The sequence below is a fragment of the Blastococcus sp. URHD0036 genome, assembly GCF_000701365.1.
In the GTDB taxonomy this organism is placed as follows: domain Bacteria; phylum Actinomycetota; class Actinomycetes; order Mycobacteriales; family Geodermatophilaceae; genus Trujillonella.
Window position 1 is genome coordinate 141,555 of record NZ_KL370778.1, and the last position, 24,721, is coordinate 166,275.

Sequence of the window (24,721 nt, forward strand, 5' to 3'; positions counted from 1 at the left end):
TCAGGCGGCGACGCCGACCCGCCAGTAGCCCATGAACGCCACCTCGTTGCGCGGGACGCCGAGGTCGGTGACCAGGTGCCGACGGAGCTGCTTGACCACGCCGGCCTCACCGGCGAGCCAGGCGTAGCACCCGGCGGTCGCGTCGACGTCCGGCACCTCCCAGAGCAGGTCGATGTCGTCCGGGCCGGCGTCCTCCACGACCTCGCCCGTCCGCCCCGGCGAGGCGATGCCCAGCTCGCACAGCGCCGCGTGCACCGCGGGGACCAGCAGCTCGCCGCGCGCGCGACCGCTGCGCGGCAGCCAGTGGACGGTCACCCCGGCCGGGACGTCGAGGGCCTGCTCGTCACCGGTCTCGGGCACCTCCAGCAGCGCGACGACGCGGCGGCCCGGCGCCAGCCCCTCGAGGATCGCGCCGACCGCGGGCACCGCGGTCTCGTCGGCGGCCAGCAGCAGCGTGTGCGCGGTCGCCGGGGGCGCCCACTCGACGCCCCACATCCGCCCGGACCCGGGCCGGTCGGGGCCGAGGACGACCAGCCGGTCGCCGGGGACGGCCGCCGCGGCCCACGTGGCCGCCGGGCCGGCGTGCCCGCCGTCCACCCCGTGCAGGACGACGTCGACGTCGATCTCGGCGCGGTCCGGACGGGCCGCCCGGACGGTGTAGGTGCGCAGGAAGGGCCGGACCTCGTCGGGCAGGGCGCAGTAGGCGGCGTACCACTCGTCGCCCGGGACCAGGAGCTCCATGACGTCGGACCCCGGCTGCCGCGGCAGGACGAACTTGATCCGCTGGTCGTCGCCGGCCACGCCGAATCCGGCCAGCTCCGGGGCGCCCAGCGTCAGGCGCACCGTGCTCGGGCCCAGGCGCCGGCTCCCGGTGACGACCGTGTCGAAGAAGCGCCAGCCCGGCGCCTCGGCCTGGGCGACCTCGGTCGCTGCCTCGGTGGTCGTCACGGGCGGCCCTCTCCCTCGGCGCCGACCCGGGCGGACGGCGGATCAGGTGAGGCTAACCTTCCTCCGCCGTCCGCGGAACCCCGTCACTGGACGGCGGCGGGGTCCATCCACATGACCTCCCAGACGTGCCCGTCCGGGTCGGCGAAGCTGACGCCGTACATGAAGCCGTGGTCCTGGGCGGGCTTCCACGGCTTGCCGCCCGAGGCCAGCGCCCGGGTGAGGAGCTCGTCGGCCTCCTCGCGGCTGCCCGCCGAGATGCAGGTGAGCTGCGTGGTCGCCGCGGCCGGGTCGCCGATCGGGCCGGTCACGAAGTCGGCGAACCGGTCATGGGTCAGGAGCATCACCACGATGTTCTCGTCGACGACGACCGAGGTGGTCCGCTCGTCGGAGAACTGGTCGTTGAACGCGAAGCCGAGGCCCGCGTAGAAGGCCCGCGAGGCGGCGAGGTCGGCGACCGGCAGGTTGAGGAAGACCATGCGCATGACGTGCTCCTTGTCGTGGGGGGCCCGGGTGGCCCGTCAGCGTTACAGACGCACGGTGCGGCCGGAACTGATCGGCGCATCCACCCCCGGTCGGATGCGGCCGGCCGGGGCAGCGGGGACCCTCGACGCGTGACCGAACCGCGCCCGCCGTGGTCTCCGCGCCGGCGGCGGACGCTGATCGGCCTCGGGCTGGCCGCGGTCCTCTTCGGGCTCGCCGGGTTCGGCCTGCCCGACCAGTACGGCGTCACCTCGCTGTTCCTCGCCGCCCTGGCCGCGTTCCTGCTCGTCGTCGCCACGATCGTGTTCGTCGCCGTCCCCGGGCCCGGCACGGTCGACGTCCTGCTCCGCTCGCTCACGCTCTCCAGCGCCGTCCTGGTGGTCGCCGTCCTCCTCGTGCTGTCCACCGCCGGGGAGCCGCTGCGCTGGGTCTGGGTGCTCGCCGCGGTCGCCGCGGTGGCCTGGGTGGCGACGGCCTTCTGGCTGACCCGTCGCGACGGCCCGGCCGGCTGACCGGCGACACTGCCGGGGTGGAGCTGCCCCCCGCCCTCTACCTGCCCGACGGCGCCGGCTTCCTCGCCACCGCCCTCACGATCGGGCCGTGGGACCCCGGCCTGCAGCACGCCGGCCCGCCGGCCGCACTGCTCGCCCGCGAGGTCGAGCGGACCAGCCAGGTACCCGGCGGCCAGACCGTCCGGCTGGCCTACGACATCCTCGGGCCGGTCCCCGTCGGACCCGTCCGCGTGACCGGCCGCGTCCTGCGCCCCGGCCGCCGGGTGGAGCTGGTGGAGGCGACCCTCGAGGCCGACGGTGCACCCCGCATGCGGGTCACGGCCTGGCGGCTGCGCACGCGGGAGACGTCCCCGGTCGACGTCCTCGCACCGGACGCGCCCCACCCGGCCGGCCCCGACGCCGGCCAGGCGGAGACGGCGGGCTTCTTCTCCACCGACGTCGCCTACCACCGCGCGCTGGAGTGGCGCTTCACGGCCGGCTCGTTCAACTCCCCCGGCCCCGCGGCGGCCTGGACCCGGCCGCTGGTGCCGCTGGTCGAGGGCGAGGCGATCACGCCGCTGCAGCACCTGCTGGTGATGACCGACGCGGCCAGCGGCATCTCCGCCGAGCTGGACTGGACGCGGGCCACCTTCGCCAACGTCGACCTCACCGTGTCGCTGTACCGGCAGCCCGCCGGGGAGTGGCTGGCCATGGACGCCGTCACCTCGCTCGGCCCGGCCGGCGCGGCGCAGTGCTTCGCCGACCTCTACGACGGCACCGGCCGGATCGGCCGCTCCGCGGCGTCGCTGTTCGTCGAACCCCGCTGAGCAGCCCTCCCCGCCGGAGTGGCCACTTCGGCGGGAGGTGCGAGGCTGGACCCCGTGCAACCGCTGGACGACCTGCTGGAATGGCTCTCGGGCCGCGGCCTGGAGATCGTGCTGATCATCCTGGCCTCGGTGCTGCTCGCTCGCTTCGTGGCCTGGACCGGCAGGAAGATCACCGACGACATCGACCGCCGCTCCACCGGCGGGGACGCGCTCGTCCGCTCCGAGGCCGCCAAGCACCGCCACTCGCTGACCCAGGTCATCACCTGGACGCTGATCGTCCTGATCTACACCGTGGCGGCGTTCTTCGTGCTGGACCGGCTCGGCGTCCCGGTGACCGGCCTGGTCGCCCCGGCCACCGTGCTCGGCGTGGGCCTGGGCTTCGGCGCCCAGCGGATCGTCGGCGACGTCCTGGCCGGGTTCTTCATCATCACCGAGCGGCAGTACGGCTTCGGGGACGTCGTCTCCATCCAGGTCGTGGGCGGCGGCGACCCGGCCCGCGGGACCGTCGAGGACGTGACGCTGCGGGTCACCCGCCTGCGGTCGGCCGACGGCGAGGTCATCACCCTGCCGAACGGGCAGATCGTGAAGGTCGTCAACCTCTCCCGGGACTGGGCCCGCGCGGTGGTCGACGTCCCCGTGCCGTCGACCGTCGACGTCGGCAAGGTCAACGACCTGCTGCGCGGCGTCGGGCGCGAGGCGTTCGCCGACCCGGCGCTGCGGCCGCTGCTGCTGGACGAGCCCTCGGTGATGGGCGTGGAGAGCCTCGGCCTGGAGGAGGTCAACGTCCGGATGGTGGCCCGCACGCTGCCCGGCAAGCAGTTCGAGGTCGGCCGCGACCTGCGGGCGCGCGTGGTGCTCGCCTTCCGCCGCCAGGGCGTCACGGTGCCCGTCACCACCGGGGACGCCGCCGTCGCCGCCGCGCCCGCCCCCGGCGGCGACGAGTGACCGGCCCCGGCGACCAGCGCCGCGACGAGCCGGCCCGCACGATGCCGACCGCTCCGGCGCCGACGGTGTCCACGGCGCCCGCGGAGGGCCCCCGTCGCTGGTGGGCGGCGATCCCCCGGAAGCTCGGCCGGGCCCGCACGTCGACCGTCGTCCTCGCCGTCCTCTTCGTCGCGATCGGGATCCTCTACCTGTACGTCCGCCCGGAGACCGCCGATCCGGCACCGGCCGGCGATCCTGTCGACGTGGCGGTGGTGCCGGCCCCGGACAGCACGCCGCCCGCCGAGCCGGCGCCGACGACGACGGCGCCCAGCACCTCGGCCCGGCCGACGACGTCGGCGCCGGCCACCAGCGAGGCTCCCGAGGAGAGCGGCGAGCCGGAGCCGACGGACGACACGGAGACCTCGGCGCCGGAGTCCTCGGCGCCGGAGTCCTCGTCCTCCCCCAGCCGGACGGCGACGACCAGCCGCGCCTCCACCAGCAGTTCCGCGCCGGAGACCTGACCGACCGCCGCGACCCCTGTGACGGGTGGGGCGACGGGCGGACTATCTTCTGCGGTGGCTCACGAGAGGCAGCGACAAGCACCTGGCTGGCTGCCCGGCAACCTCCACTCCGTCCGAGGTGCTCCAGGGGAAGAGCCGGTCGGACGGCGCCCGCCGCCCGGCAAGACGGGGTTCCGGTGCGCCGCCGGGTCTCCCGAGCGAGAGGAGACCGGCGCATGACCGATCCGCAGAGCTGGAGCTTCGAGACCCGGCAGATCCACGCCGGCACGAGCCCCGACCCGACCACCGGCGCCCGCGCGCTGCCCATCTACGCCACGACCAGCTACCAGTTCCGCGACGCCCAGCACGCCGCCGACCTGTTCGCGCTGGCCGAGATGGGCAACATCTACACCCGGATCATGAACCCGACGCAGGACGCGCTGGAGCAGCGCGTCGCGTCGCTGGAGGGCGGCGTCGCCGCGCTCGCGGTGGCCAGCGGCCAGGCCGCGGAGACCCTCGCGATCCTCAACATCGCCGAGGCCGGCAGCCACGTCGTCGCGTCCGCCTCGCTGTACGGCGGCACGTACAACCTGCTGCACCACTCGCTGCCCAAGCTCGGCGTCACGGTGTCCTTCGTCGAGGACCCGGACGACCCGGAGAACTGGCAGTCGCTGGTCCAGGAGAACACCAAGGCCTTCTACGCCGAGACGATCGGCAACCCGAAGGGCGACATCCTCGACATCAGCGCGGTGTCGGAGGTCGCGCACCGCAACGGCGTCCCACTGATCGTGGACAACACCATCGCCACGCCGTACCTGATCCGGCCGATCGAGTTCGGCGCCGACATCGTCGTCCACTCGGCGACCAAGTACCTGGGCGGGCACGGCACCGCCATCGCCGGCCTGATCGTCGACTCGGGCAACTTCGACTGGACCGGCGGCAAGTTCCCCGGCTTCACCACGCCCGACCCGACGTACCACGGCGTGGTCTACGCCTCCCTCGGTGCGCCGGCGTTCGCGCTCAAGGCCCGGGTGCAGCTGCTCCGCGACCTCGGCCCGGCGATCAGCCCGTTCAACGCGTTCCTCGTGGTGCAGGGCATCGAGACGCTGTCGCTGCGCATGGAGCGGCACGTGGAGAACGCGCTCAAGGTGGCGCAGTTCCTCGAGGGCCACGACGCCGTCGACCGGGTCAACTACCCCGGCCTGGCGTCGTCGCCGTGGCACACGGCCCAGCAGAAGTACGCACCCAAGGGCGCCGGCGCGGTGCTGACCTTCGAGCTGCACGGCGGCGTCGAGGCCGGCAAGCGCTTCGTCGACGCGCTGGAGCTGCACAGCCACGTGGCCAACATCGGCGACGTGCGCAGCCTGGTCATCCACCCCGCGTCGACGACGCACTCCCAGCTCACGCCGGAGGAGCAGCTCACCACCGGCGTCACCCCGGGCCTGGTCCGCCTCGCGGTCGGCCTGGAGGGCATCGAGGACATCCTCGCCGACCTGGAGGCCGGCTTCCGCGCCGCCAAGGACGCCTGAGGTGTCCGGGGTCCGGGACGCCGGACCGGCGTCCCGGGCCCCCGGCGGCTGGCGGGACGGCGACCCGGTCGGCAACCGCCTGTTCCTCGACCTCGAGGGGCCGGTCGCGCTGGAGCGCGGCGGGGTGCTGCCCGGCGTCCGCGTCGCCTACGAGACCTGGGGGACGCTCGCCTCGGACGGCGGCAACGCGGTCCTCGTCGAGCACGCCCTGACCGGCGACAGCCACCTGGCCGGGCCGGCCGGGCCCGGGCACCCCACGGCCGGCTGGTGGGAGGGGCTCGTCGGTCCCGGCGCCCCGCTGGACACCGACCGGCTGTTCGTCGTCTGCGCCAACGTGCTCGGCGGCTGCCAGGGCAGCACGGGCCCGTCGTCGACCGCACCGGACGGCGCCCCGTGGGGGTCCCGCTTCCCCGCTGTCACGGTCGCCGACCAGGTGGCGGTGGAGGCGGCGGTGGCCGACGCGCTCGGCGTCCACCGGTGGGCCGCGGTGCTCGGCGGCTCCATGGGCGGGATGCGGGCCCTGGAGTGGGCGGTGGCGCACCCCGAGCGGGTCGGCGCGCTGTTCTTCCTGGCCTCCGGCGCCGCGGTCACCGCCGACCAGCTCGGCACCCAGACCACCCAGCAGACCGCGATCCGCGCGGACCCGGCCTGGGCCGGCGGGGACCACCTCCCGGGTCCCGGGCCGGTCGCCGGGCTCGGCGTCGCCCGGCGGATCGCGCACCTGACCTACCGCAGCGCGCTGGAGCTCGAGGAGCGGTTCGGCGCGGCCGTGCAGGACGACGGCCGGTTCGCCGTCGCCTCCTACCTCGACCACCACGCCGACAAGCTGGCCGGGCGGTTCGACCCGGGCAGCTACGTGGTGCTCACCGAGTCGATGAACACCTGGGACGTCGGCCGTGGCCGCGGCGGCGTCGAGGCGGCGCTGGCCCGCGTGACCGCCCGGGCCGTCGTCGCCGGGGTCGACAGCGACCGGCTGTACCCCCTGGCGCTGCAGCAGCAGGTGGCCGACGCCCTCGGCGTCCCGCTCCGGGTGATCGCCTCCCCGTACGGCCACGACGGTTTCCTCATCGAGATCGACGCGGTCGGCGCCCTGGTCCGCGAGCTGCTGGGCACCTGACCCCCCGGTCGCCCCCTCGACGAGATCTGCAACCTCGTCGCCATCAGCGCCCGATGGCGACGACCGTGCAGATCTCGCGGAGGAAACGGGGGCGCAACACGGCGGGCGGAGAGTCGGGGCCCGATCCCGCCGTCCCCGAGGAGAGCGTCCCGTGCCCGAGCCGACCGTCCCGCTGATCGACCTGACCGACTGGTACGGCGGGGACCCCGCGGCCCGGCGCGACGTCGCCGAGCAGGTCGACCGGGCGCTGTCCGGCATCGGTTTCCTCCTCGTCACCGGCCACCGGCTGCGGCCGCCGCTGCTGGACGGCGTCCGCGAGCAGGCCCGCCGGTTCTTCGCCCTGCAGCCGGCGGCGAAGGCGCCCTACGCCTGCCGGGTCGGCGGCCGCGGCTGGATCCCGCCGGGCGCGGAGTCCAACGGCGCCTCCGAGGGGCTCGACACCCCGCCGGACCTCAAGGAGTCGTGGACGTTCGGCCCCGACGGCGCCCCCGGGCGGCTCGTCGGGACGGCGGAGGAGGCCTGGTACGGCGCCAACACCTGGCCGGCGGAGGTGCCCGGCCTGCGGGCCGCCGGTCAGGCGTTCGGCGCGGCGGCCGGCGCCCTGGCCGACGACCTCCTCGAGGTCTTCTCCTCGGCGCTCGGCCTGCCGGAGGAGTTCTTCACCTCCCGCTGCGCCGCCCCGCCCTGGTCGGTCAACCTCAACTGGTACCCGCCGCACAGCGCCGTCGGCACCGTCTCCGACGACCAGTTCCGGATCGGCCCGCACTCGGACTTCGGCACGCTGACGATCCTGGACCGGGAGCCCGGCACCGGCGGCCTGCAGGTGTGCACGGCCGAGGGCGACTGGGTGGACGCGCCGTTCGTCCCGGGCGCGCTCACGATCAACACCGGCGACCTGCTGGCCCGCTGGACCGGCGACCGGTGGCGCTCCACGATGCACCGGGTGCTCCCGCCACCGGCCGACGTCCCGACCGAGGAACTGCTCTCCCTCGTCTTCTTCCACGAGGCCGACCCGGACGTCGTCGTGGAGACGCTGCCCACGGCGGCCGCCGGCCCGACGTCGTACGAGCCGGTCACCGCCGGCGGGTTCCTGCGCTCCCGCCTCGAGTCGATCACCGTCGCGTAGCGGCCGGGCGGGCGGCAGACGGGCCGGCGTGCGGCACCATGGCCCCGTGGCCGACGGGCGCGGGGCGGGCGACGACCGGCTCGGCCGGCGGATCCGGGACCGGCGGCGCCACCAGGGCCTGACCCTGGTCGCCCTGGCGGAGCGGGCGGGCCTCTCCCAGCCGTTCCTCAGCCAGCTCGAGCGCGGCCTGGCCCAGCCGAGCATGGCCTCCCTGCACCGCCTGGCCCGGTCCCTCGGCACGACGACGCCGGCCCTCATGGCGGAGGCGGGTGCCGCTCCCGGGGCGGACACCGGCACCGACGAGAGGCGGGTGAGCCTCGTCCGGGCCGGGTCGGGGACCACCGTGCACCACGCCGGCGGGTCCACCCGGTCGCTGGCGGAGGGCCGCACCGGGCTGCTCCCGCTGGAGTTCACGGTCACCAACCCCGAGTTCGAGGACCCCTACCTGCACGAGGGCGCCGAGCTCCTGTACGTGCTGCGCGGCCGGATCGAGGTCGACCTGGACGCCGACGGCCGGCACGAGCTGGGGGTCGGGGACTGCCTGTACTACGGCGGCGGGGTGCCGCACCGCTTCCGGCTGCTGGGCGCGGACCCCGCCTCGGTGCTCGTCGTCCAGGCCGGGCGCCCGCAGGGAACCGAGATCTGACCCGACGGAAACGCCGGGGAAACGACGCCCCGCGACATTGACCTCGTCAATATCGCCTCGTCACGGGGAGTCCCCATGCGTCCGCACCGTTCCCGCGCCGCCCGCGCGGCCGCCCTCGCCGGCGTCCTCACCCTCGCTGCCTGCGGGGGGTCGGACGACGACGGCGGCAACCAGGCGGTGGGCGGCGACGGCGCCCTCTCCGACTGCCCGGCCACCGTCGTCCTCCAGACCAACTGGTTCCCCGAGCCCGAGCACGCGGCCGCCTACCAGCTGATCGACCACGACCGGGCCGAGCCCGACGCCGACTCCGGCATCTACTCCGGGCCGGCCGTGGCCGACGACAACGTCACCATCGAAATCCGCGCGGGCGGGCCGTTCATCGGCTTCCAGACCAACAGCGCGCTGCTCTACCAGGACCCGGACGTGATGCTCGGGATGGTCGACACCGACGAGTCGGTGCGCCTGTCGGCCGAGCTGCCGACGAAGGCCGTCGTCACGCCGCTGCAGATCACGCCGCAGATCCTGCTGTGGGACCCGGAGAAGTACGACTTCAGCTCGTTCGAGCAGATCGCCGACAGCGACGCGACCGTCCTGTACTTCGAGGGCCAGACCTACATGGACTACCTCGTGCAGCAGGGCTGGGTGCGCGAGGACCAGCTCGACGGCTCCTTCGACGGCGCCCTGACCCGGCTGGTCGTCGGGGAGGACGTCGTCATGCAGGGCTACGTGACCCAGGAGCCGTGGCGCCTGGTCAACGACACCCCGGAGTTCGCCCGCGAGATCGACTACCTGTCGCTGGACGACGCCGGGTACCGCATCTACCCCTCGGCCTGGGCCGGGATCCCGGAGACGGTGGAGGAGAACTCCGACTGCCTCGCCCAGCTGGTCCCGCTGCTGCAGCAGGGGCAGGTCGACTACATGGCCGACCCGGAGCCGGTGAACACCGCGATCTCGGACTACCTCACCGAGATCGACCAGTTCTTCCAGATCACGCCCGAGCGGGCCGACGCCATCACCGACTCGCTGAACGACGACGGCATCGTCGCCAACGGCCCCGACGGCGTCCTGGGCTCCTTCGACCCCGACCGGATGGAGGAGATGACCGAGCTCCTCACCGGGGTGTTCGCCGACCTCGACACCGAGCTGGCCGAGGACCTGACGGCCGAGGACCTCTACACCAACGAGTTCATCGACGAGTCCATCGGCTACGACCCGTCGGCGTTCGTCAGCCCGAGCGCCGGGTGAGCGGGACGCCGGCGTGAAGATCGAGCGGATCGAGTCGTTCCCCCTCCTGCTCACCACCGCGCAGCAGACCATGACCTTCTTCGTCGTCCGGGTGACGACGGACGACGGGCTGGTCGGCCACGGCGAGGCGTGCGACAGCTTCGGGGTCTCGCACCCGACCGTGCTCGCGGCGATCGTGGACGACGCCTTCGCCCCGCTGCTGCGGGGCGCGGAGCTGACGGCGGTCGAGCCGCTGCTGGACGGGGTGCACCGGACGACGCGGCGGGCGCTCGGCGACCGGGGGGTCGCCGGGCAGGCCCGCAGCGCCCTGGCCATCGCCCTGACCGACCTGGTGGCGCAGGCAGCGGGACGGTCGGTGAGCGACCTGGCCGGCCGGGTGCGCGACAGCATCCGGGTCTACGTCGGCAGCAGCCCCTTCCTCGAGTCGGGGCCGGCGGCGGAGCACCTGGACCGGCTGGCACCGCTGCTCGAGCGGGGCATCGACATGGTGAAGATGCGCGTCGGGCTCGACTGGCGGCGCGCGACCGACGTCCTCGCCGACCTGCGCGGGCTGCTCGGCGACGACGTCGAGATCGCCGTCGACGGCAGCGAGTTCTTCACGCTGCCGCAGGCCGTGGCCATCGCGGAGCGGCTGCACGACGTCGGCGTCACCTGGTTCGAGGAGCCGCTGCCGCACGACCAGCACGAGGCCATCGCCCGGCTGGCGGACCGGGTCGCGGTGCCGCTGGCCTACGGGGAGCACTTCTCCTCCCCGGACGCCGCCCTGTCGGCCCTGGTCGCGGGCGAGATGACCGTCGTCCAGCCGGACGCCTCGATCGCCGGGGGGATCGAGGCGGCCCGGTCGATCGCCCGCACGGCCGGCGAGCGGGGTGCCCGGGTCGCCTGCCACCACCACGCCGGCCTGGTGTCGGCCGCGGCGAACCTGCACGTGGCGGCGTCGTCCCCGGCGGTCGACGTCTTCGAGTTCCCCTTCCACCTGGACCCGCTGCTGGCGCCCGGCTTCGGCATCGACGCCGTGGTCGACGGGGCGCTGCCGGTGCCGACCGGTCCCGGCCTGGGAGTGACGCTCGAGCCCGGGTGGCTCGCCGCGCACCGGCTGGGGCGGTGAGCGCGCCGATGCGGGTGCTGGTCACCGGGGCGCGGGGCAAGGTCGGGTCCGCGGCGGTGCGCGCGCTGGTCGGCCGCGGGCACGCCGTCACGGGCACCGACCTGGGCCCGCCGGACTACGACCCGCCGCCGGGCGCCGTCCCCTACGTGCGGGCCGATCTCACCGACGCCGGGCAGGCGTACGCGGTGGTGCGGGACGTCGACGCGGTGGTGCACGCCGCGGCGATCCCGCGCCCGTACCTGGACCCCGATCCGGTCGTGTTCACGACCAACGTGGCGATGAGCGCCCACGTGGTCGACGCCTGCGCGCGCAACGGCGTCCGCCGGCTGGTGAACGTCTCCTCCGACAGCGTCTGCGGGATCACGTGGGCCCGGCAGCCCGCGCCGCCGGCGTACCTGCCCATCGACGAGGACTCCCCCGACCGCCCGGAGGACCCGTACGCGCTCTCCAAGCAGGTCTCCGAGCTGCTCTGCGACGCGCTGGTCCGGCGCAGCGCCTGCACCGCCGTCTCCCTGCGGCCCACGTGGGTGCAGACACCGGAGACCTACGAGCGGAACCTGGGGCCGTTCCTGCGCGACCCGGACCTCGCCAGCCCGATGTTCTGGTCCTACGTCGACGTGGCCGACCTGGCCGACCTCGTGGCGCTGGCGGTCGCCGCCGACACCCCAGGGCACGAGGTGGTCTACGCCGCGGCCGCCGACAACGGTGCCGGCCGGGACCTGCGGGAGGCCGCGCTCGCCGTCCACCCGGGGCTCGACGTGCGCCCGCTGCCGCGCCCGGACGCCTCGGCGATCAGCAGCGCGAAGGCCGAGCGCCTGTTCGGCTGGCGACCGGGGCGCAGCTGGCGCGACGTCCTGGGCGGCTGACGCCGGTCTCGCCGAGACTGGCGGCGTGACCGACGACCTCCCCGACTGGGACGCGCTGCGGGCCGCCTGCGACCGTGCCCTGACCGGCCACGGCCCGGTGCGCGCCGCCGACCTGCTGGCCACGATCCCGCCGGACACCGCGGTCGACCGCTACGGCACCGGCGGGGTGGTCGGCGAGCTCGAGGCCGAGGTCGCCCACCTGCTCGGGATGCCCGCGGCGGTGTACCTGCCCAGCGGCACGATGGCGCAGCAGGCCGTCCTGCGGGTGCACGCCGACCGGCGGGGGCGGCGGACCGTCGTCGCCCATCCGCAGTGCCACCTGTTCCTGCACGAGGGCGGCGCGCTGGAACGGGTGCAGGGCCTCGTCGGCCGGCCGGTCGGCGACCGGGACCGACTGCTCACCCGGGCGGAGCTGGACGCCGTCGCCGAGGTCCCGGCGGCGCTCGTCGTGGAGCTCCCGCAGCGGGAGATCGGCGGCCCGCTCGTGGGCTGGGACGACCTGGCCGCGCAGGTCGCCTGGGCGCGCGAACACGGCGCGGCCGCGCACCTCGACGGCGCCCGGCTGTGGGAGGCGTCCGCCGGCTACGGGCGCGCCCCGGCGGAGGTCGCCGGGCTGTTCGACACCGTCTACGTCAGCTTCTACAAGGGCATCGGCGCGCTCCCCGGCTGCTGCCTGGCCGGGCCGGCGGACGTCGTCGCCGAGGTGCGGGAGTGGCGCGGCCGGATGGGCGGCACCCTCTTCGGGATGTGGCCGGGCGCGGCGTCGGCGCTGACCTGCCTGCGTCGTCGGCTGCCCCTGATGCCCGCCTACCTCGAGCGCGCGCGGGAGGTCGCGGCCGTGGTGCGCGACCTGCCCGGCGTCCGCGTCGTCGTCGACCCGCCGCAGTCGGCGATGCTGCACCTGCTGCTGGAGACGACCCCCGACGCCTTCACCGCGGCGGCCGTCCGGCTGGCCGGTGGCGGACTGTGGACGTGGCAGCAGCCGCAGACCACCGCCGACCCCGCGGTGCTGCGGGTGGAGCTGCCGGTCGGCGACGCCACCCTGGCGCTGTCCCTCGACGAGATCCGGGAGGCCCTCGCCGCGCTGTCCAGCCCCTGAGGGGACTTTCGCGCGCGAAAGTCCCCTCAGTCGGCGGCGTCGCCGGGGGTGAGGCCGGCAGGCGGCAGCTTCCCGCGGACGACGGGGCGGACCCGGCGGGCCGAGGGCAGCCGCTCGCTGTAGGAGAGCGCGTTGCCGCGGATGTGCAAGAGGTCGTCGTCGGTCGCCTGGCGGACCACCTTCGCCGGCACCCCGGCGATGACGGAGCCAGGCGGGAATTGCTTGCCCTGGGTGACGACGGCGCCGGCGGCCACGATCGACCCCGAGCCGATGTGCGCGCCGTTCATCACGATGCTGCCCATCCCGACCAGGACGTCGTCGTCGACCCGCGCGCCGTGCAGCACCACCCGGTGCCCGACCGTCACACCGGTGCCCACGACCAGGGGGAAGCCCGGGTCGCTGTGCAGGGTGCTGCCGTCCTGCACGTTGGAGCCGGCGCCGATCTCGATGACCTCGGCGTCGGCGCGCAGCACGGCGCCGTACCAGACGCTGCTCTGTGGTCCGAGCGTCACCGCCCCGACGACGACCGCGGTGGGCGCGACGAACGCCTCCGGGTCGATCCGCGGTGCGCCGAACTCGAGTTCCCCGATGTAGTTCTCCGCCATCGGCCCACCCCAGCACAGGGCTGCCGCTGTCGCACCCCTCGGGCAGACTTCCGCCCACGCCGACGTCCCCTGGAGGACCCCGATGCCTGCCCTGCCCACCTCGATCGTCGGCAGCCTGCCGCAGCCCGAGTGGCTGGTCGACCACGAGAAGCTGGCCGGTCAGTTCCCCCCGCGGGTGCGGGCCCGGGAGATCTGGCGGGTGGCCTCCGACCTGCTCGCCGGCGCGCAGGACGACGCCACGTTGCTGGCCATCCGCTCGCAGGAGGACGCCGGGCTCGACATCGTCACCGACGGCGAGATCCGCCGGGAGTCCTACTCCAACCACTTCGCCACGGCGCTCGACGGCGTCGACGTCGACACCCCGGGCAGCGTGCTCAACCGCTCCGGGAAGCCCATCCCGGTGCCGCGGGTGGTCGGGCCGGTCAGCCGGCCGCGCCCCATCCAGGCCGACGACGTCCGCTTCCTGCGGGCGCACACCGACCGCACCGTGAAGATCACCGTGCCGGGGCCGTTCACGATGGCCCAGCAGTCCCAGGACGACCACTACGGCGACGACCGCGCCCTGGCCCTGGCCTACGCGGACGTCGTCCGCGCGGAGATCGCCGATCTGTTCGCCGCCGGTGCCGACATCGTGCAGATCGACGAGCCGTGGCTGCAGGCGCGGCCGGAGGTCGCCCGCCGGTACGGCGCGGAGGCGGTCACGCGGGCCGTGGAGGGCGCGCCCGGCCCGGTCCACCTGCACCTGTGCTTCGGCTACGCGGCGATGGTCTCCGAGCGGCCGGAGGGCTACTCGTTCCTGCCGGAGCTGGCCGACACCCCGGTGCACACGGTCGCCGTGGAAACCGCGCAGTCGCACCTGGATCCGGCCCAGCTGCGGCCGCTGCGCGGCAAGGGCATCGCGCTCGGCGTCCTGGACCTCTCCACGCCCGAGGTCGAGACGGCGCAGGTCGTGGCCGACCGGATCCGCCGCGCGCTGGACGACGTGGACGTCGACCGGCTGGTGCTCACCAGCGACTGCGGGCTGAAGTACCTGCCGCGGGAGTCGGCGGCCGGGAAGATGCGCTCGCTCGCCGAGGCGGCGGCGATCCTGCGCGAGGAGTTGTCGTGACCCTCCCGACCGACCTGCCGGTCCTCGCCTTCGCCGACCAGCCAGCCCTCGAGGCGTGGCTGGACGCGGAGGGGGCGACCGCACCGGGCGTCTACGTGCGCCTGGCGAAGAAGGGCTCGGGCATCGCGTCGGTGACCTACGCGGAGCTGGTCGAGAGCTGCCTGTGCTTCGGCTGGATCGACGGCCGCTCCAACCGGCTGGACGAGGCGACCTACCTGCAGCGCATCACCCCGCGGCGGTCCCGCAGCGTCTGGTCGCAGAAGAACGTGGCCACCGTCGGGCGGCTGCTGGAGGCGGGGCGGATGCGCCCGGCGGGGGTGGCCGCGGTCGAGGCCGCCCAGGCCGACGGCCGGTGGGAGCGCGCCTATCCGGGCAGCGCCGACATGACGGTGCCCGACGACCTCGCGTCCGCGCTGGAGGCGGCCGGCACCCGGCCGGCGTTCGACGGCCTCGGCGGCACCGAGCGCTACGCCGTGCTGTGGCGGGTGCACAACGCGGCGACGCCGGAGACCCGCGCCCGGCGGATCACCGCCGCGGTCGAGTCGCTGATGTCGGGCTCCTGACCGGACTCAGCACACCGCCCGAGGTCAGAGGATGCGGCGGGCGCCGGCGTAGCCGCGCATGTCCACGCTGGTGACCGCGACCGGGGTCCCGTAGGTGCGGGCGTGCACCATCTGCCCGTTGCCGATGTAGATGCCCACGTGGCTGACCGGTGAGTAGAAGTAGACGATGTCGCCCGGCTGGAGCTCCGCCCGGGACACCGCGACCCCCATGGACGACTGGGCGCGGCTGGAGTGCGGCAGCGAGACCCCGACGGCGGCGTAGGCGAACGAGGTCAGGCCCGAGCAGTCGAAGCCGTCCGGACCGGAGGCGCCCCACACGTAGGGGTCGCCCACCTGCGCGAGGGCGGCCTCGATGACGGCACCGGCGCTCGCCGACGGGGCGCGGGCGACGACCTGGGCCACGTTCGGCGGGTCGATGACCGGGCCGGCGAGCGCCACGGTGACCACGGCCCGCTCCTCGGCGGTGAGCCGGTCGAAGTCGGCCTCGTACTCGTCGACCCGTGCCTGCACGGCGGCCTGCTGCTCGTGCAGCGTGGCCAGCGCTGCCTCGGCCTGACCCGCGGCCGCCTCGGCCTGCTGTCGAGCCTCCTCCGCCTGACGCCGGGCAGCGGAGACGGCACCGATCACCGAGTCGGTGTGGGAGGCGATCATGTCCAGCGTCGTCATCTGCTGGACGAAGTCCTCGGCCGACTCGCTGGTGAGGAACGCGGCCATCCCGGACGAGGGAGCGCCGGTGTAGCCGGTCTGCGCGATGGCGACCAGTTGCGGCTCGTACCGGGCGACCTCGGCGTGCGCCGCGTCGGCGGCTGCGCGGGCGTCGGCCGCGGCCTGCTGCAGCCCGGCGACGGTCACCTCCGCCTGGTGCACCTGCTCGTCGAGCTGGGTCAGTTCCTGGCCGGCCTGGGCCACGAGGTCGGCCGCCTCCGCCGCGGTCGTCGGTGCGGCGGCGGCGCCGGTCGGGCCCAGCACCACGGCGACGGCTGCGGCGGCCGAGAGCACGGCACCGGCCCACCGGCGGCTCGTCGTCCGATTGCGGTGCATCGTCAGCTCCTCGAGTGCTCCGCGCCCACCGGGGAAGGCGGTGGGAAGTCGCGCGTCGATACGCACGGTAAGGACGACGTGTCGACAGGTGAGGAGGGCACGCTGACTCCGGGCCGGGCGCCTGACCCCGTGAGTCACATCCGCCACGGGGGTGGCCGGACACCGCAGGAGCCCCGTACCGGGCCCTGCCGAGGCGTCAGCGCCAGAGGTCGCCGCGACGGTCGGGGGCCGGCGGGACCAGGCGGTCGGCGACCGCTCCGGTGACGAACGAGTAGATGGCCTTCCCGGCCAGGTCGACGACCTGGTCCTGTCGCGACCAGGTCCACGGCGGGGAGCCGACCCCGGTGGCGTTCTCCAGCGTCTGGTCCGTGGCGAGGCGGACCGAGGTGTGCCAGGCCGAGGCGCGCCAGCCGCGCAGCCCGGCGGCCGACCACACGCCGCGCAGCGCCCCGACGAGTGCGCCGGTGCCCCAGTGCATGAGGTGGTTGCGCACCGGCGGGCGGGCCCGCTCGGGCAGCCGCCGGCCGGTGGTCAGCGCGGTGAGCGTCCGTCCGGGCACGTAGCTGTCCGGACGGTGCGTGACCTGCTGCTCCAGCTCCTCGGCCAGCGTCATGGCCGCGGTGCCGGCCAGGCCGGCCAGAGCACCGCGGAGGGCAGCACGTCCCAGCATGGGGACGCCCTACCCGGGAACGGCGTCCCTATCCGGCGAGGGGCTCCTGCGCCTCCAGCGAGAAGACCTGGTCGAAGTCGCGGATCACGGCGGCGAGCTCGTCGGCGGTCCACGCCTCGCAGCAGTCGCAGCCGCCCTCGCGGTAGCTGACCAGGCCGAGCCGGCCGGCTGCCTGGTCCTCGTCGATGGCGAGGTGCCCGGCGGACGGGTGCCGGTGGCAGGTGCACGCCGTGGCGCACAGCCCCAGACCCCAGCCGGAGACGACGACGGTGCGGCCGTCGTCCCACACCTGACCGATCTGGAAGACCGACGGCTTCTGCGTCCTGCTCATCGGGAAGACTCCCCTCGACAGCCCCGAGGGGCCCGCGTGCCTGTCCGGAGAAAATATCTCCGTCGGGTGTTTAGACGGCAGATCCGAGCGGTAACTGAAGCGGTTTCCGCGATGGTCGGCGCAGCGGTCCCACCCGTCCCATCCGGACCACATCCGGTCCGCCGGCGCGCGGGGCTTGACCTCGAGCGCGCTGCAGGTCCGAGGCTGGCGCCATGCAGACCACTCCGACCCTCCCCGCACCCGCCGACGAGGCCGAGATCCGCGCCCTGGTCCAGGACCTCGCCCGGGCGGTGGGCGACCACGACGTCGCCCGCACCGTCGGCCACCTGACCGAGGACGTCGTCCTCGTCCCGACCTCCGGACAGGTGGTCCGCGGGCTGGACGCGGCCACCCGGGCGCACCAGGAGGCCTTCGCCGGCCCGCTGGCGAACGCCCGCCCGCACTTCCGGCTCGACCACCTCACCGCGCTCGGCCCCGACGCGGCCACCGCCGTCGCCCTCGGCTGGTGGAGCAGCGACCAGGCCGAGGGAGGGGAGCCCCCGACGATGGTCGCCCTCCACGTCTTCGCCCGGCGGGACGGGCGGTGGCAGGTCGTCCGGCGGCAGATGACCGCGGTGGCCTGACCCCGGCTCAGCTGGCCGGAGACACCGAGCTCATGTGGAAGTCCGGCACCCGGACGGCGGGCATCGCGGCCCGGGTGAACCAGTCGTTCCACTCGCGTGGCAGCGTCCGCTCGGTGCGGCCGGCCTGGGCGATCCGGCCGAGCAGGTCGACGGGCGACTCGTTGAAGCGGAAGTTGTTGACCGCCCCGGTGACCTCGCCGCCCTCCACGAGGAAGACGCCGTCCCGGGTCAGACCGGTGAGCAGCAGGTTCTGCGGGTCGACCTCGCGGATGTACCAGAGCGTGGTCAGCAGCAGCCCGCGCTCGGTCGACTCGACCATCTCCTCCAGGCTCGCCGTCCCGTTCGGGTCCTCGAGGATCAGGTTGTCGACCGCGGCGGTGGCCGGCGCGGTGGTCTTCAGCGCCCAGGCCCGCGGACGGACGAGGTTGGTCAGGACGCCGTCCCGGATCCAGTCGACCGCGGGCACGGCCATGCCGTTGTCGAACACCGAGGCCGCCCCCGAGGAGCCGCCCACCACCTGGAAGGGCGCCGACTCCAGCCCCGGGGCGTTCGGGTCGCTGCGCAGCGTGAGCGGCAGCGCGGCCAGCCGCTCGCCGATCCGGCTGCCACCGCCGGCCTTGGCGAAGACGTTGCGGCCCTCGTCGGCGTCGCGCGCCTCCATCGTCCAGTAGGCGTAGATCATCAGGTCGCTGACGGCCGACGGCGGCAGCAGCGTCTCGTAGCGGCCGGCCGGCAGCTCCACCTTCCGCTGCGACCAGGCGAGCTTGCGCTCGACCTCGGCGGCGAGGGCGGCGACCGAGACGTCGAGGAAGTCGCGGGTGCCGACGCCCGCCCACACCGAGCGGCTGAAGTCGCTGCTCTTGCCGTTGAGCTCGACCCGGCCGGTGGGCTGGTCGTGCCGGAGCCGCAGGCCGGTCGACGTGCCGAGGTAGGTCGTGGACATCGAGTGCTCGGCGTAGCCGAAGAGCAGGTCCCCGCGGTCGCGTGCCGAGCCGAAGGCGGCGCCCAGGGCAGGGGCGAACTCCTCGAAGACGTTGATCGAGGTCTCGGCCGGGTCGGCCTCCCAGTCCCCGGCTCCGGGCGGGGGGTCGGAGACCAGCGGGACGGCGTCCTCGGCCGGCCCGGCGTCGCGGGCGGCCTGCTCGCTGGCGGCGACCAGCTCGGCGATGTCCGGGCTGCCCGAGCGGGCGACCGTGCCGGCGGCCATCCCGGCACCACCGTCGACGAAGGAGATGACGACGACCTGGCGCGAGCGCATCGCACCGTTCGTCGTCAGGCTGTTGCCGGCCCAGCGGAGGTTGGCCTCGGAGCTGTCGACGACGTAGGTGACCTGCCCGTCGGCGGTCGAGGCGGCCAGCGCCTGCTCGACGAGCTCCTGCGCCCGGTACTGGCTCACGCGACCTCCTCGCTGGCGCTCGTCGGCCGTGTTCGCCGGGCTGCTGTGCCTCCGGATGAGCTCGCGAGCTCGCTCATCTCCCGCCCTCCTGGACCGTGTTCAGGATGTTCACGCCCTCGAACAGCGCCGACGGGCAGCCGTGCGACACCGGCGCCACCTGCCCGGGTTGGGCCTTGCCGCAGTTGAGCGCGCCGCCGAGCACGTAGGTCTGCTCTCCGCCGAGGGCCCGCATCGAGCCCCAGAACTCGGTGGTCGTCGCCTGGTAGGCGACGTCGCGCAGCTGACCGGCCAGCTGCCCGCCCTCGATCTTGTAGAACCGCTGGCCGGTGAACTGGAAGTTGTAGCGCTGCATGTCGATCGACCAGCTCTTGTCACCGACGACGTAGACGCCGCGGTCGACCCCGGCGATGAGCTCCTCGGTGGAGGGCCCGCCGGCGGCGGGCTGCAGCGAGACGTTGGCCATCCGTTGCACCGGCACGTGCTGAGAGGAGTCGGCGAAGGCGCAGCCGTTGGAGCGCTCCATCCCACGCAGCCGGGCCATGTTCCGGTCCACCTGGTAGCCGACCAGGACGCCGTCCCGGACGATGTCCCACTGCTGGGCCTCGACGCCCTCGTCGTCCCAGCCGACGCTGGCCAGGCCGTGGACGGCGGTGCGGTCACCGGTGACGTGCATGAGGTCGGAGCCGTACTGGAGGGTGCCCAGCTTGTCGACGGTCGCGAACGAGGTCCCGGCGTAGGCGGCCTCGTAGCCCAGCGCGCGGTCCAGTTCGGTGGCGTGGCCCACCGACTCGTGGATGGTGAGCCAGAGGTTCGAGGGGTCGACGACCAGGTCGTACCGGCCGGCCTCGACGCCGGGCGCCTTGGTCTTCTCGCGCAGCAGCTCGGGGATCTCGGCGAGCTCGCGGTCCCAGTCCCAGCTGTCGCCGGTCAGGTACTCCCAGCCGCGGCCGGCCGGCGGGGCGAGGGTGCGCATGCTCTCGAACGCGCCGGTGGTCCGGTCGACGGTGAGGGCCGTGAACTGCGGGTGGATGCGGACCCGCTGCTGGCGAGTGCGGGTGCCGGCGGTGTCGGCGTAGTACTTCTGCTCCTTCACCGCGGTGCAGCCCGACTGCACGTGCTCGACGCCGTCGGCGGCCATCAGCCGCTCCGACAGCTCGGTGAGCAGCGCCGTCTTCTCCGCGTCGGGCACGGTGAACGGGTCGGTCTCGTGGTCGGAGACCCAGACCGCGTCGGCGTACACCGGCTCCGGCGCGAGCTCGACGCGGTCGGTGCTGAGCGGCGCGGAGACCCGGGCGACGGCGACCGCCTCCTCCGCCAGCCGCACCGCCTCGGCCGCGGTGAGGACGACGCCCGCGGCGAAGCCCCACGTGCCCTCGTGCACCACGCGGACGGCCAGCCCGAGGTCCTCGCCGTCGGCCAGGCTCTCCAGCCGGGCGTCGCGCAGGCTGATCGACTGGGTGCGGATCCGCTCCACCCGGATGTCGGCGTGCTCGCAGCCGAGGTCGACCGCGCGGGTCAGCGCCGCCTCGGTGAGCGCGGAGAGCGGGAGGGCGAGGAAGGACGCGTCGACGTCGCGGGGTCCGGCCACGCCCCCTGTCTACCAGCCGGGCCTACCCCAGTTCGCTGTCGATCCAGCACCAGCGCCAGGCCTCCCCCGGCTCCGCGCTGACGACCACCGGGTGCCCCTCCTGCCCGAAGTGCGCCCGTGAGTGCCGCCGCGGGGAGGAGTCGCAGCAGCCGACGTGCCCGCAGGTCAGGCAGGTGCGCAGGTGCACCCACGTCGTCCCCTCGACCAGGCAGTCCACGCAGGCCGCCTCAGGGTGCGACACCCCTGGGGGCGCCGCGCGCAGGTGGTCGCAGCGGGCCTCGGCGGGGCGCGGGGCCAGCGCCCGGTCGCGCTCCAGGGCCTCGAGCTCCTCGTTCCGGTCGAGCAGGGACTCCTCGACGTCGATGGCGGCCAGCGCCGCGGAGAGCACGTCGACCGGTGCGCGGCCCTCGTCGCGGGCCCGCACGATCACCGCCCGCTCGGCGGCCAGCATCTCGGTGCGCAGCCGGCAGTAGGTGGCCGACGGGGTGTCCTGGTCGGCCAGCGGCCGGCCCAGTCGCTCCCAGGCCGCGTGCGACCGCGCCTCCGACCGGTCCCGCAGCCGCTCGACGACACCTTCCGGCTCGTCGCCGGTGACCAGCTCCTCGAGCCGCAGCAGGCCGGCGGCGCTGGCGGCGTCCCCCAGCTCGGCGGCCTGCAGCGCGTCCTCGGCCGCGTCCGGCGGGGGCAGTCCGACCCGGCGCACGAGCCAGGGCAACGTCGAGCCCTGGACCAGCAGCGTGCCGACGACGACGGTGAACGCCGCCAGCAGCAGGACGTCGCGGTGCGGGAGGTCCTCGGGCAGCAGCTGCGCGGCGGCCAGCGTGACCACGCCGCGCATGCCGGCCCAGGAGACGAGCACCGCGACCGGGGTGTCCCACGCCTGGCGGCGCATCCACGGGGTGCCCGCCCGCAGGACCCCGGCCGTCGCGAAGACGAAGACGGTGCGGGCGACGATCGTGGCGACCAGCACCCCGGCGCAGATGCCGGCGATCCGCCAGCCGCTGAGATCGCTGTCCTTCAGGCCGGAGAGCAGGCCCGGCAGCTGCAGGCCGATGACCAGGAACACCGCGTTCTCCAGCACGAACGCGACGGTCCGCCAGGTGATCGCCTCGGTGACCCGGGCCGACGCCGTCTGCACCCGCGGCGAGAGCTGCGCCAGGGTCAGCCCGGTGACGACCGTGGCCAGCACCCCGGAGGCGTGCACCTCCTCGGCGGGCAGGAACGCGAGGTAGGGGGCCACGAAGGAGAGCAGGGTGTCCAGCACCGGGTCGCGCAGCCGGGCCCGGACGACGGCGAGCACCGCCGCCACCGCCCCACCGATCAGCACGGCGCCCACGACCGCCCAGACGAACTCGCCGGCGACCTCGGGGGCCGACGGCGAGGAGGTCAGGGCCGAGACGGCCACCGTCAGCGCGATCAGCGCCGCGGCGTCGTTGACCAGGCTCTCCTGCTCCAGCAGGGTCGCGACCCGCCGGGGCAGCCCCAGCCGCCGGCCGATCGCCGAGGCGGCGACGGCGTCCGGCGGCGCCACGACCGCGCCCAGCGCCAGCGCGGCGGCCAGCGCGACGCCCGGCAGGAGCAGCCAGGTCACCCAGCCGACGACGAGGGTGGTGAAGAAGACCAGCACCACCGACATCGCGACGATGCTCGCCTTGTTGTGCTTGAAGTCGAACAGCGAGGTGCGCTGCGTCGTCGCGTAGAGCAGCGGCGGGAGCAGCACGAACAGCACCAGGTCGGGGTCCAGCGACACCTCGGGCACGCCCGGGAGGAACGACGCGGCCGCGCCGGCCACGACCAGCACGAGCGGCGTCGGCCAGCCGTAGCGGTCGCACAGCCCGGCGAGGACGCCGACGGCGATCACCAGGGCCACCAGCTCCGCGATCACGTCCACGGGCGTCAGCCTCCCTCAGGACCGGCGCTCCGGGTGGGGGAGGTCCTGTGGGCTCCCCCACCCGGCGGCACGGTCAGGCGTCGAGCAGGGTCCACATGACGGTGATGAGGCCGTCCTCGACCAGCGCGACGTCGGTCCCGGTGGCGACCGGCGGCGCCCCGGACGGCCCGAGGGCCCAGCTCGCGATGCCGAGGCCGACGCTCTCCTGCACCGGCCGGCGCAGGGCGAAGGGCAGTCCGCCGGTCCCCGCGAGGAGCTCGGCGATCTTGGCGGCGAAGGCGTCGCGGCCGGTGACCGTCCCCTCGGGGTCGTGGAACACGATGCCCGGGGCGTACGTGGCCGCGATGAGCTCGGCCCGCCGCTCGGCGTCGGCCTCGTTGAAGACCTGCAGGACACTGCGGGTCAGGACCTCGCTGACGGTGGCCATCAGTCGGTGCCCAGCACGCCGCGGAGGAACGAGATGCCCTGCGTGATGACGGTGGGCTCCAGGACGGGCTCGGTCATGGTGGTTCCTCTCGACTTCGGTCGACGGCGGACGGCGCGGCGGGAACACTGCACGCGGCCGACGACCAGGAAGTTACGTGACATGTCATCCAAGGCGGAGTCCCAGCGGGTTCTTCCCGACCCTCCGTTGACCGGGGAGCAGCAGGAGACGTGGCTGGCGTACATGCGCGTCAACCTCCGGCTCAACTACGAGATGAACCGGCAACTGCAGGCCGACAGCGGGCTGAGCCTGGCCGACTACGACGTCCTCAACGCGCTGGCCGACTCGCCCGGGAACCGCCTGCGGCTGACGGTCCTGGCGGCGCGGATCGGCTGGGAGCGCAGCCGGGTCTCCCACCACCTGCAGCGGATGGGCGACCGGGGCCTGGTCGAGCGCTGCCCGTCCGAGCAGGACCGGCGGGCCACCGACGCGGTGCTCACCGCGTCCGGGAGGGCGGCGCTGGACGCGGCCACCCCCGGGCACGCGGCGCTCGTCGCCCGGATGTTCTTCGCCGGCCTGGACCCGGCGCTGGTCCCCGCGCTGCGGGCCGCGCTCGAGCAGGTGCACGAGCAGGTGCTGGCCGAGGGGACGCTTCCCCGCCCGGTGCCCCAGCACCGGCTGCCGGGCCTGTATCCCGACGCCTGAGCGCCGGTGTCGCCCGCCACGGCGGCGGGTAGCCCGACACGCATGGCCGCCGCTCCGCCGTCCCCCGCCGCCGACGTCACGCTCACCTTCGGCGGCAACGCCACGACGCTGCTGCGGATCGGCGGGTTCACACTCCTGACCGACCCGAACTTCCTCCGCCGTGGCCAGCGGGCCTACCTCGGCAAGGGGCTGTGGACCACGCGGCTGACCGAGCCGGCGATCGAGCCCACGCAGTTGCCCGCGCTGGACGCGATCGTGCTGTCGCACCTGCACGCCGACCACTGGGACCGGATCGCCACCCGCACCCTCGACAAGGGGACGCCGGTCGTCACCACGCAGGAGGCGGCGAAGGCGCTCTCCCGCCGGGGCTTCGGGCAGACGCTGGACCTCACGCCCTGGCAACGGCACGAGTTCACCCGCGGCGACGAGACGCTGCGGATCACCTCGGTGCCCGGGGAGCACGGTCCGGGGCTGCTGGCGAAGGTGCTGCCGCCGGTGATGGGCAGCGTGCTGGAGCTGGTCCGCGGCGGCGAGGTCAGCTGGCGCGCCTACATCAGCGGCGACACCCTCTTCCGCCCCTACCTGGCCGAGGTGCTGCAGCGCTGCGGTCCGCTCGACGTGCTGATCCCGCACCTCGGCGGCACGAAGGCGCTCGGCTTCACGGTGACGATGGACGGCCGCCAGGGCGCCGACCTGGTCGAGCTGCTCAAGCCGCCGGTGACCGTGCCGGTGCACTTCGACGACTACTCGCGGTTCGCCTCTCCGCTGGGTGACTTCGTCCGCGAGGTGGCTCTGCGGCGGGTGCCTGGCGAGCTGCGCCCCGTGCACCGCGGCGAGACCATCTCCCTCCGCCCCTAGCGGAGTGCGAGA

28 protein-coding genes and 1 riboswitch are annotated in these 24,721 nt (G+C 74.6%); of the genes, 17 read left to right on the forward strand and 11 right to left on the reverse strand.

Annotation, left to right across the window (positions count from 1 at the left end; all coding sequences use genetic code 11):
* Complete coding sequence (locus N555_RS0124430; protein ID WP_029434111.1) at positions 1-948, reverse strand: siderophore-interacting protein; 948 nt, start codon at positions 946-948, stop codon at positions 1-3.
* A gap of 83 nt (positions 949-1,031) precedes the next feature.
* On the reverse strand, positions 1,032-1,430 hold the full coding sequence (locus N555_RS0124435) for a VOC family protein (RefSeq protein ID WP_029434112.1): 399 nt from the start codon (positions 1,428-1,430) through the stop codon (positions 1,032-1,034).
* A gap of 129 nt (positions 1,431-1,559) precedes the next feature.
* Between N555_RS0124435 and N555_RS0124440 the strand changes: the two genes are divergently transcribed.
* From N555_RS0124440 to N555_RS0124495, 12 genes are all read left to right on the forward strand, one after another.
* Positions 1,560-1,940, forward strand: a complete 381-nt coding sequence (locus N555_RS0124440) for a hypothetical protein (protein WP_029434113.1) — start codon at positions 1,560-1,562, stop codon at positions 1,938-1,940.
* Between the two features lie 17 nt (positions 1,941-1,957).
* Entirely contained in the window at positions 1,958-2,746 is a 789-nt protein-coding gene (locus N555_RS0124445) for a thioesterase family protein (RefSeq protein ID WP_029434114.1), read from the forward strand.
* Positions 2,747-2,800: 54 nt separating this feature from the next.
* Positions 2,801-3,691, forward strand: a complete 891-nt coding sequence (locus N555_RS0124450) for a mechanosensitive ion channel family protein (RefSeq protein WP_029434115.1) — start codon at positions 2,801-2,803, stop codon at positions 3,689-3,691.
* Complete coding sequence (locus N555_RS0124455; RefSeq protein ID WP_029434116.1) at positions 3,688-4,191, forward strand: hypothetical protein; 504 nt, start codon at positions 3,688-3,690, stop codon at positions 4,189-4,191. Before N555_RS0124450 ends, N555_RS0124455 begins: the two co-directional genes overlap by 4 nt.
* Before the next feature lie 57 nt (positions 4,192-4,248).
* Positions 4,249-4,364: riboswitch (SAM riboswitch) on the forward strand.
* Positions 4,365-4,406: 42 nt separating this feature from the next.
* Entirely contained in the window at positions 4,407-5,699 is a 1,293-nt protein-coding gene (locus N555_RS0124460; protein ID WP_029434117.1) for a bifunctional o-acetylhomoserine/o-acetylserine sulfhydrylase, read from the forward strand.
* A 1-nt stretch (position 5,700) separates the two neighbouring features.
* Positions 5,701-6,816 carry a homoserine O-acetyltransferase MetX gene (locus N555_RS0124465; protein ID WP_029434118.1) on the forward strand — a complete coding sequence of 372 codons (1,116 nt, stop codon included), beginning with the start codon at positions 5,701-5,703 and terminating at the stop codon, positions 6,814-6,816.
* A 151-nt stretch (positions 6,817-6,967) separates the two neighbouring features.
* The gene (locus N555_RS0124470; protein WP_029434119.1) at positions 6,968-7,942 is read left to right on the forward strand and encodes an isopenicillin N synthase family dioxygenase; all 975 of its coding nucleotides are present in this window, start codon (positions 6,968-6,970) and stop codon (positions 7,940-7,942) included.
* A 46-nt stretch (positions 7,943-7,988) separates the two neighbouring features.
* The gene (locus N555_RS0124475) at positions 7,989-8,588 is read left to right on the forward strand and encodes a helix-turn-helix domain-containing protein (RefSeq protein ID WP_029434120.1); all 600 of its coding nucleotides are present in this window, start codon (positions 7,989-7,991) and stop codon (positions 8,586-8,588) included.
* A 75-nt stretch (positions 8,589-8,663) separates the two neighbouring features.
* A complete protein-coding gene (locus tag N555_RS0124480; RefSeq protein ID WP_029434121.1) occupies positions 8,664-9,833 on the forward strand; it encodes a substrate-binding domain-containing protein in 1,170 nt (389 codons plus the stop codon).
* A gap of 13 nt (positions 9,834-9,846) precedes the next feature.
* Positions 9,847-10,941, forward strand: a complete 1,095-nt coding sequence (locus tag N555_RS0124485; RefSeq protein ID WP_029434122.1) for a mandelate racemase/muconate lactonizing enzyme family protein — start codon at positions 9,847-9,849, stop codon at positions 10,939-10,941.
* A complete protein-coding gene (locus tag N555_RS0124490) occupies positions 10,938-11,807 on the forward strand; it encodes an NAD-dependent epimerase/dehydratase family protein (protein ID WP_231503146.1) in 870 nt (289 codons plus the stop codon). Before N555_RS0124485 ends, N555_RS0124490 begins: the two co-directional genes overlap by 4 nt.
* 25 nt (positions 11,808-11,832) lie before the next feature.
* On the forward strand, positions 11,833-12,906 hold the full coding sequence (locus tag N555_RS0124495; protein ID WP_029434124.1) for a threonine aldolase family protein: 1,074 nt from the start codon (positions 11,833-11,835) through the stop codon (positions 12,904-12,906).
* Positions 12,907-12,932: 26 nt separating this feature from the next.
* Here N555_RS0124495 and N555_RS0124500 read toward each other — a convergent pair whose 3' ends face one another.
* Positions 12,933-13,511, reverse strand: a complete 579-nt coding sequence (locus N555_RS0124500) for a gamma carbonic anhydrase family protein (RefSeq protein WP_029434125.1) — start codon at positions 13,509-13,511, stop codon at positions 12,933-12,935.
* An 82-nt stretch (positions 13,512-13,593) separates the two neighbouring features.
* On the opposite strand from N555_RS0124500, the gene N555_RS0124505 reads away from it, so the two are divergent.
* Entirely contained in the window at positions 13,594-14,619 is a 1,026-nt protein-coding gene (locus N555_RS0124505) for a 5-methyltetrahydropteroyltriglutamate--homocysteine methyltransferase (protein ID WP_029434126.1), read from the forward strand.
* Positions 14,616-15,182, forward strand: coding sequence for a YdeI/OmpD-associated family protein (locus N555_RS0124510; protein ID WP_029434127.1), 567 nt, complete (start codon positions 14,616-14,618; stop codon positions 15,180-15,182). Before N555_RS0124505 ends, N555_RS0124510 begins: the two co-directional genes overlap by 4 nt.
* A 24-nt stretch (positions 15,183-15,206) precedes the next feature.
* Here N555_RS0124510 and N555_RS0124515 read toward each other — a convergent pair whose 3' ends face one another.
* The 3 genes from N555_RS0124515 to N555_RS0124525 form a co-directional block, all read right to left on the reverse strand.
* A complete protein-coding gene (locus N555_RS0124515; RefSeq protein ID WP_029434128.1) occupies positions 15,207-16,223 on the reverse strand; it encodes a C40 family peptidase in 1,017 nt (338 codons plus the stop codon).
* 196 nt (positions 16,224-16,419) lie between these two features.
* Positions 16,420-16,893, reverse strand: a complete 474-nt coding sequence (locus tag N555_RS0124520) for a hypothetical protein (protein ID WP_029434129.1) — start codon at positions 16,891-16,893, stop codon at positions 16,420-16,422.
* Between the two features lie 28 nt (positions 16,894-16,921).
* Complete coding sequence (locus N555_RS0124525) at positions 16,922-17,224, reverse strand: hypothetical protein (protein WP_029434130.1); 303 nt, start codon at positions 17,222-17,224, stop codon at positions 16,922-16,924.
* 212 nt (positions 17,225-17,436) lie between these two features.
* Here N555_RS0124525 and N555_RS0124530 point away from each other — a divergent pair, with 212 nt between their 5' ends.
* The gene (locus N555_RS0124530) at positions 17,437-17,847 is read left to right on the forward strand and encodes a YybH family protein (protein ID WP_029434131.1); all 411 of its coding nucleotides are present in this window, start codon (positions 17,437-17,439) and stop codon (positions 17,845-17,847) included.
* A 7-nt stretch (positions 17,848-17,854) separates the two neighbouring features.
* On the opposite strand, the gene N555_RS0124535 is transcribed toward N555_RS0124530, so the two are convergent.
* From N555_RS0124535 to N555_RS28100, 5 genes are all read right to left on the reverse strand, one after another.
* Entirely contained in the window at positions 17,855-19,243 is a 1,389-nt protein-coding gene (locus N555_RS0124535; RefSeq protein WP_029434132.1) for a metallopeptidase TldD-related protein, read from the reverse strand.
* A 73-nt stretch (positions 19,244-19,316) separates the two neighbouring features.
* The gene (locus tag N555_RS0124540) at positions 19,317-20,831 is read right to left on the reverse strand and encodes a TldD/PmbA family protein (RefSeq protein ID WP_029434133.1); all 1,515 of its coding nucleotides are present in this window, start codon (positions 20,829-20,831) and stop codon (positions 19,317-19,319) included.
* Positions 20,832-20,853: 22 nt separating this feature from the next.
* Positions 20,854-22,722 (reverse strand): cation:proton antiporter domain-containing protein, encoded by a 1,869-nt coding sequence (locus tag N555_RS0124545; RefSeq protein WP_029434134.1) that lies wholly within the window; start codon positions 22,720-22,722, stop codon positions 20,854-20,856.
* A 73-nt stretch (positions 22,723-22,795) separates the two neighbouring features.
* Positions 22,796-23,149, reverse strand: a complete 354-nt coding sequence (locus N555_RS0124550; RefSeq protein WP_029434135.1) for a nuclear transport factor 2 family protein — start codon at positions 23,147-23,149, stop codon at positions 22,796-22,798.
* Entirely contained in the window at positions 23,149-23,310 is a 162-nt protein-coding gene (locus tag N555_RS28100; protein WP_156036519.1) for a hypothetical protein, read from the reverse strand. The genes N555_RS0124550 and N555_RS28100 overlap by 1 nt, the downstream gene beginning before the upstream one ends.
* Here N555_RS28100 and N555_RS0124560 point away from each other — a divergent pair.
* Entirely contained in the window at positions 23,309-23,851 is a 543-nt protein-coding gene (locus N555_RS0124560; RefSeq protein ID WP_029434136.1) for a MarR family winged helix-turn-helix transcriptional regulator, read from the forward strand. The two genes, N555_RS28100 and N555_RS0124560, sit on opposite strands and share 2 nt — an antisense overlap.
* A 42-nt stretch (positions 23,852-23,893) precedes the next feature.
* Complete coding sequence (locus tag N555_RS0124565) at positions 23,894-24,709, forward strand: MBL fold metallo-hydrolase (RefSeq protein WP_029434137.1); 816 nt, start codon at positions 23,894-23,896, stop codon at positions 24,707-24,709.
* The last annotated feature ends 12 nt before the right edge of the window (positions 24,710-24,721 follow it).

Excerpts from the sequence above, each read along its gene's own strand:
- N555_RS0124435 (WP_029434112.1), bottom strand. The coding sequence starts at position 1,430 with ATGCGCATGGTCTTCCTCAACCTGCCGGTCGCCGACCTCGCCGCCTCG.
- N555_RS0124460 (WP_029434117.1), top strand. The coding sequence starts at position 4,407 with ATGACCGATCCGCAGAGCTGGAGCTTCGAGACCCGGCAGATCCACGCC.
- N555_RS0124480 (WP_029434121.1), top strand. The coding sequence starts at position 8,664 with ATGCGTCCGCACCGTTCCCGCGCCGCCCGCGCGGCCGCCCTCGCCGGC.
- N555_RS0124500 (WP_029434125.1), bottom strand. The coding sequence starts at position 13,511 with ATGGCGGAGAACTACATCGGGGAACTCGAGTTCGGCGCACCGCGGATC.
- N555_RS0124505 (WP_029434126.1), top strand. The coding sequence starts at position 13,594 with ATGCCTGCCCTGCCCACCTCGATCGTCGGCAGCCTGCCGCAGCCCGAG.
- N555_RS0124515 (WP_029434128.1), bottom strand. The coding sequence starts at position 16,223 with ATGCACCGCAATCGGACGACGAGCCGCCGGTGGGCCGGTGCCGTGCTC.
- N555_RS0124520 (WP_029434129.1), bottom strand. The coding sequence starts at position 16,893 with ATGCTGGGACGTGCTGCCCTCCGCGGTGCTCTGGCCGGCCTGGCCGGC.
- N555_RS0124525 (WP_029434130.1), bottom strand. The coding sequence starts at position 17,224 with ATGAGCAGGACGCAGAAGCCGTCGGTCTTCCAGATCGGTCAGGTGTGG.
- N555_RS0124530 (WP_029434131.1), top strand. The coding sequence starts at position 17,437 with ATGCAGACCACTCCGACCCTCCCCGCACCCGCCGACGAGGCCGAGATC.
- N555_RS0124550 (WP_029434135.1), bottom strand. The coding sequence starts at position 23,149 with ATGGCCACCGTCAGCGAGGTCCTGACCCGCAGTGTCCTGCAGGTCTTC.
- N555_RS0124560 (WP_029434136.1), top strand. The coding sequence starts at position 23,309 with ATGTCATCCAAGGCGGAGTCCCAGCGGGTTCTTCCCGACCCTCCGTTG.
- N555_RS28100 (WP_156036519.1), bottom strand. The coding sequence starts at position 23,310 with ATGTCACGTAACTTCCTGGTCGTCGGCCGCGTGCAGTGTTCCCGCCGC.
- N555_RS0124565 (WP_029434137.1), top strand. The coding sequence starts at position 23,894 with ATGGCCGCCGCTCCGCCGTCCCCCGCCGCCGACGTCACGCTCACCTTC.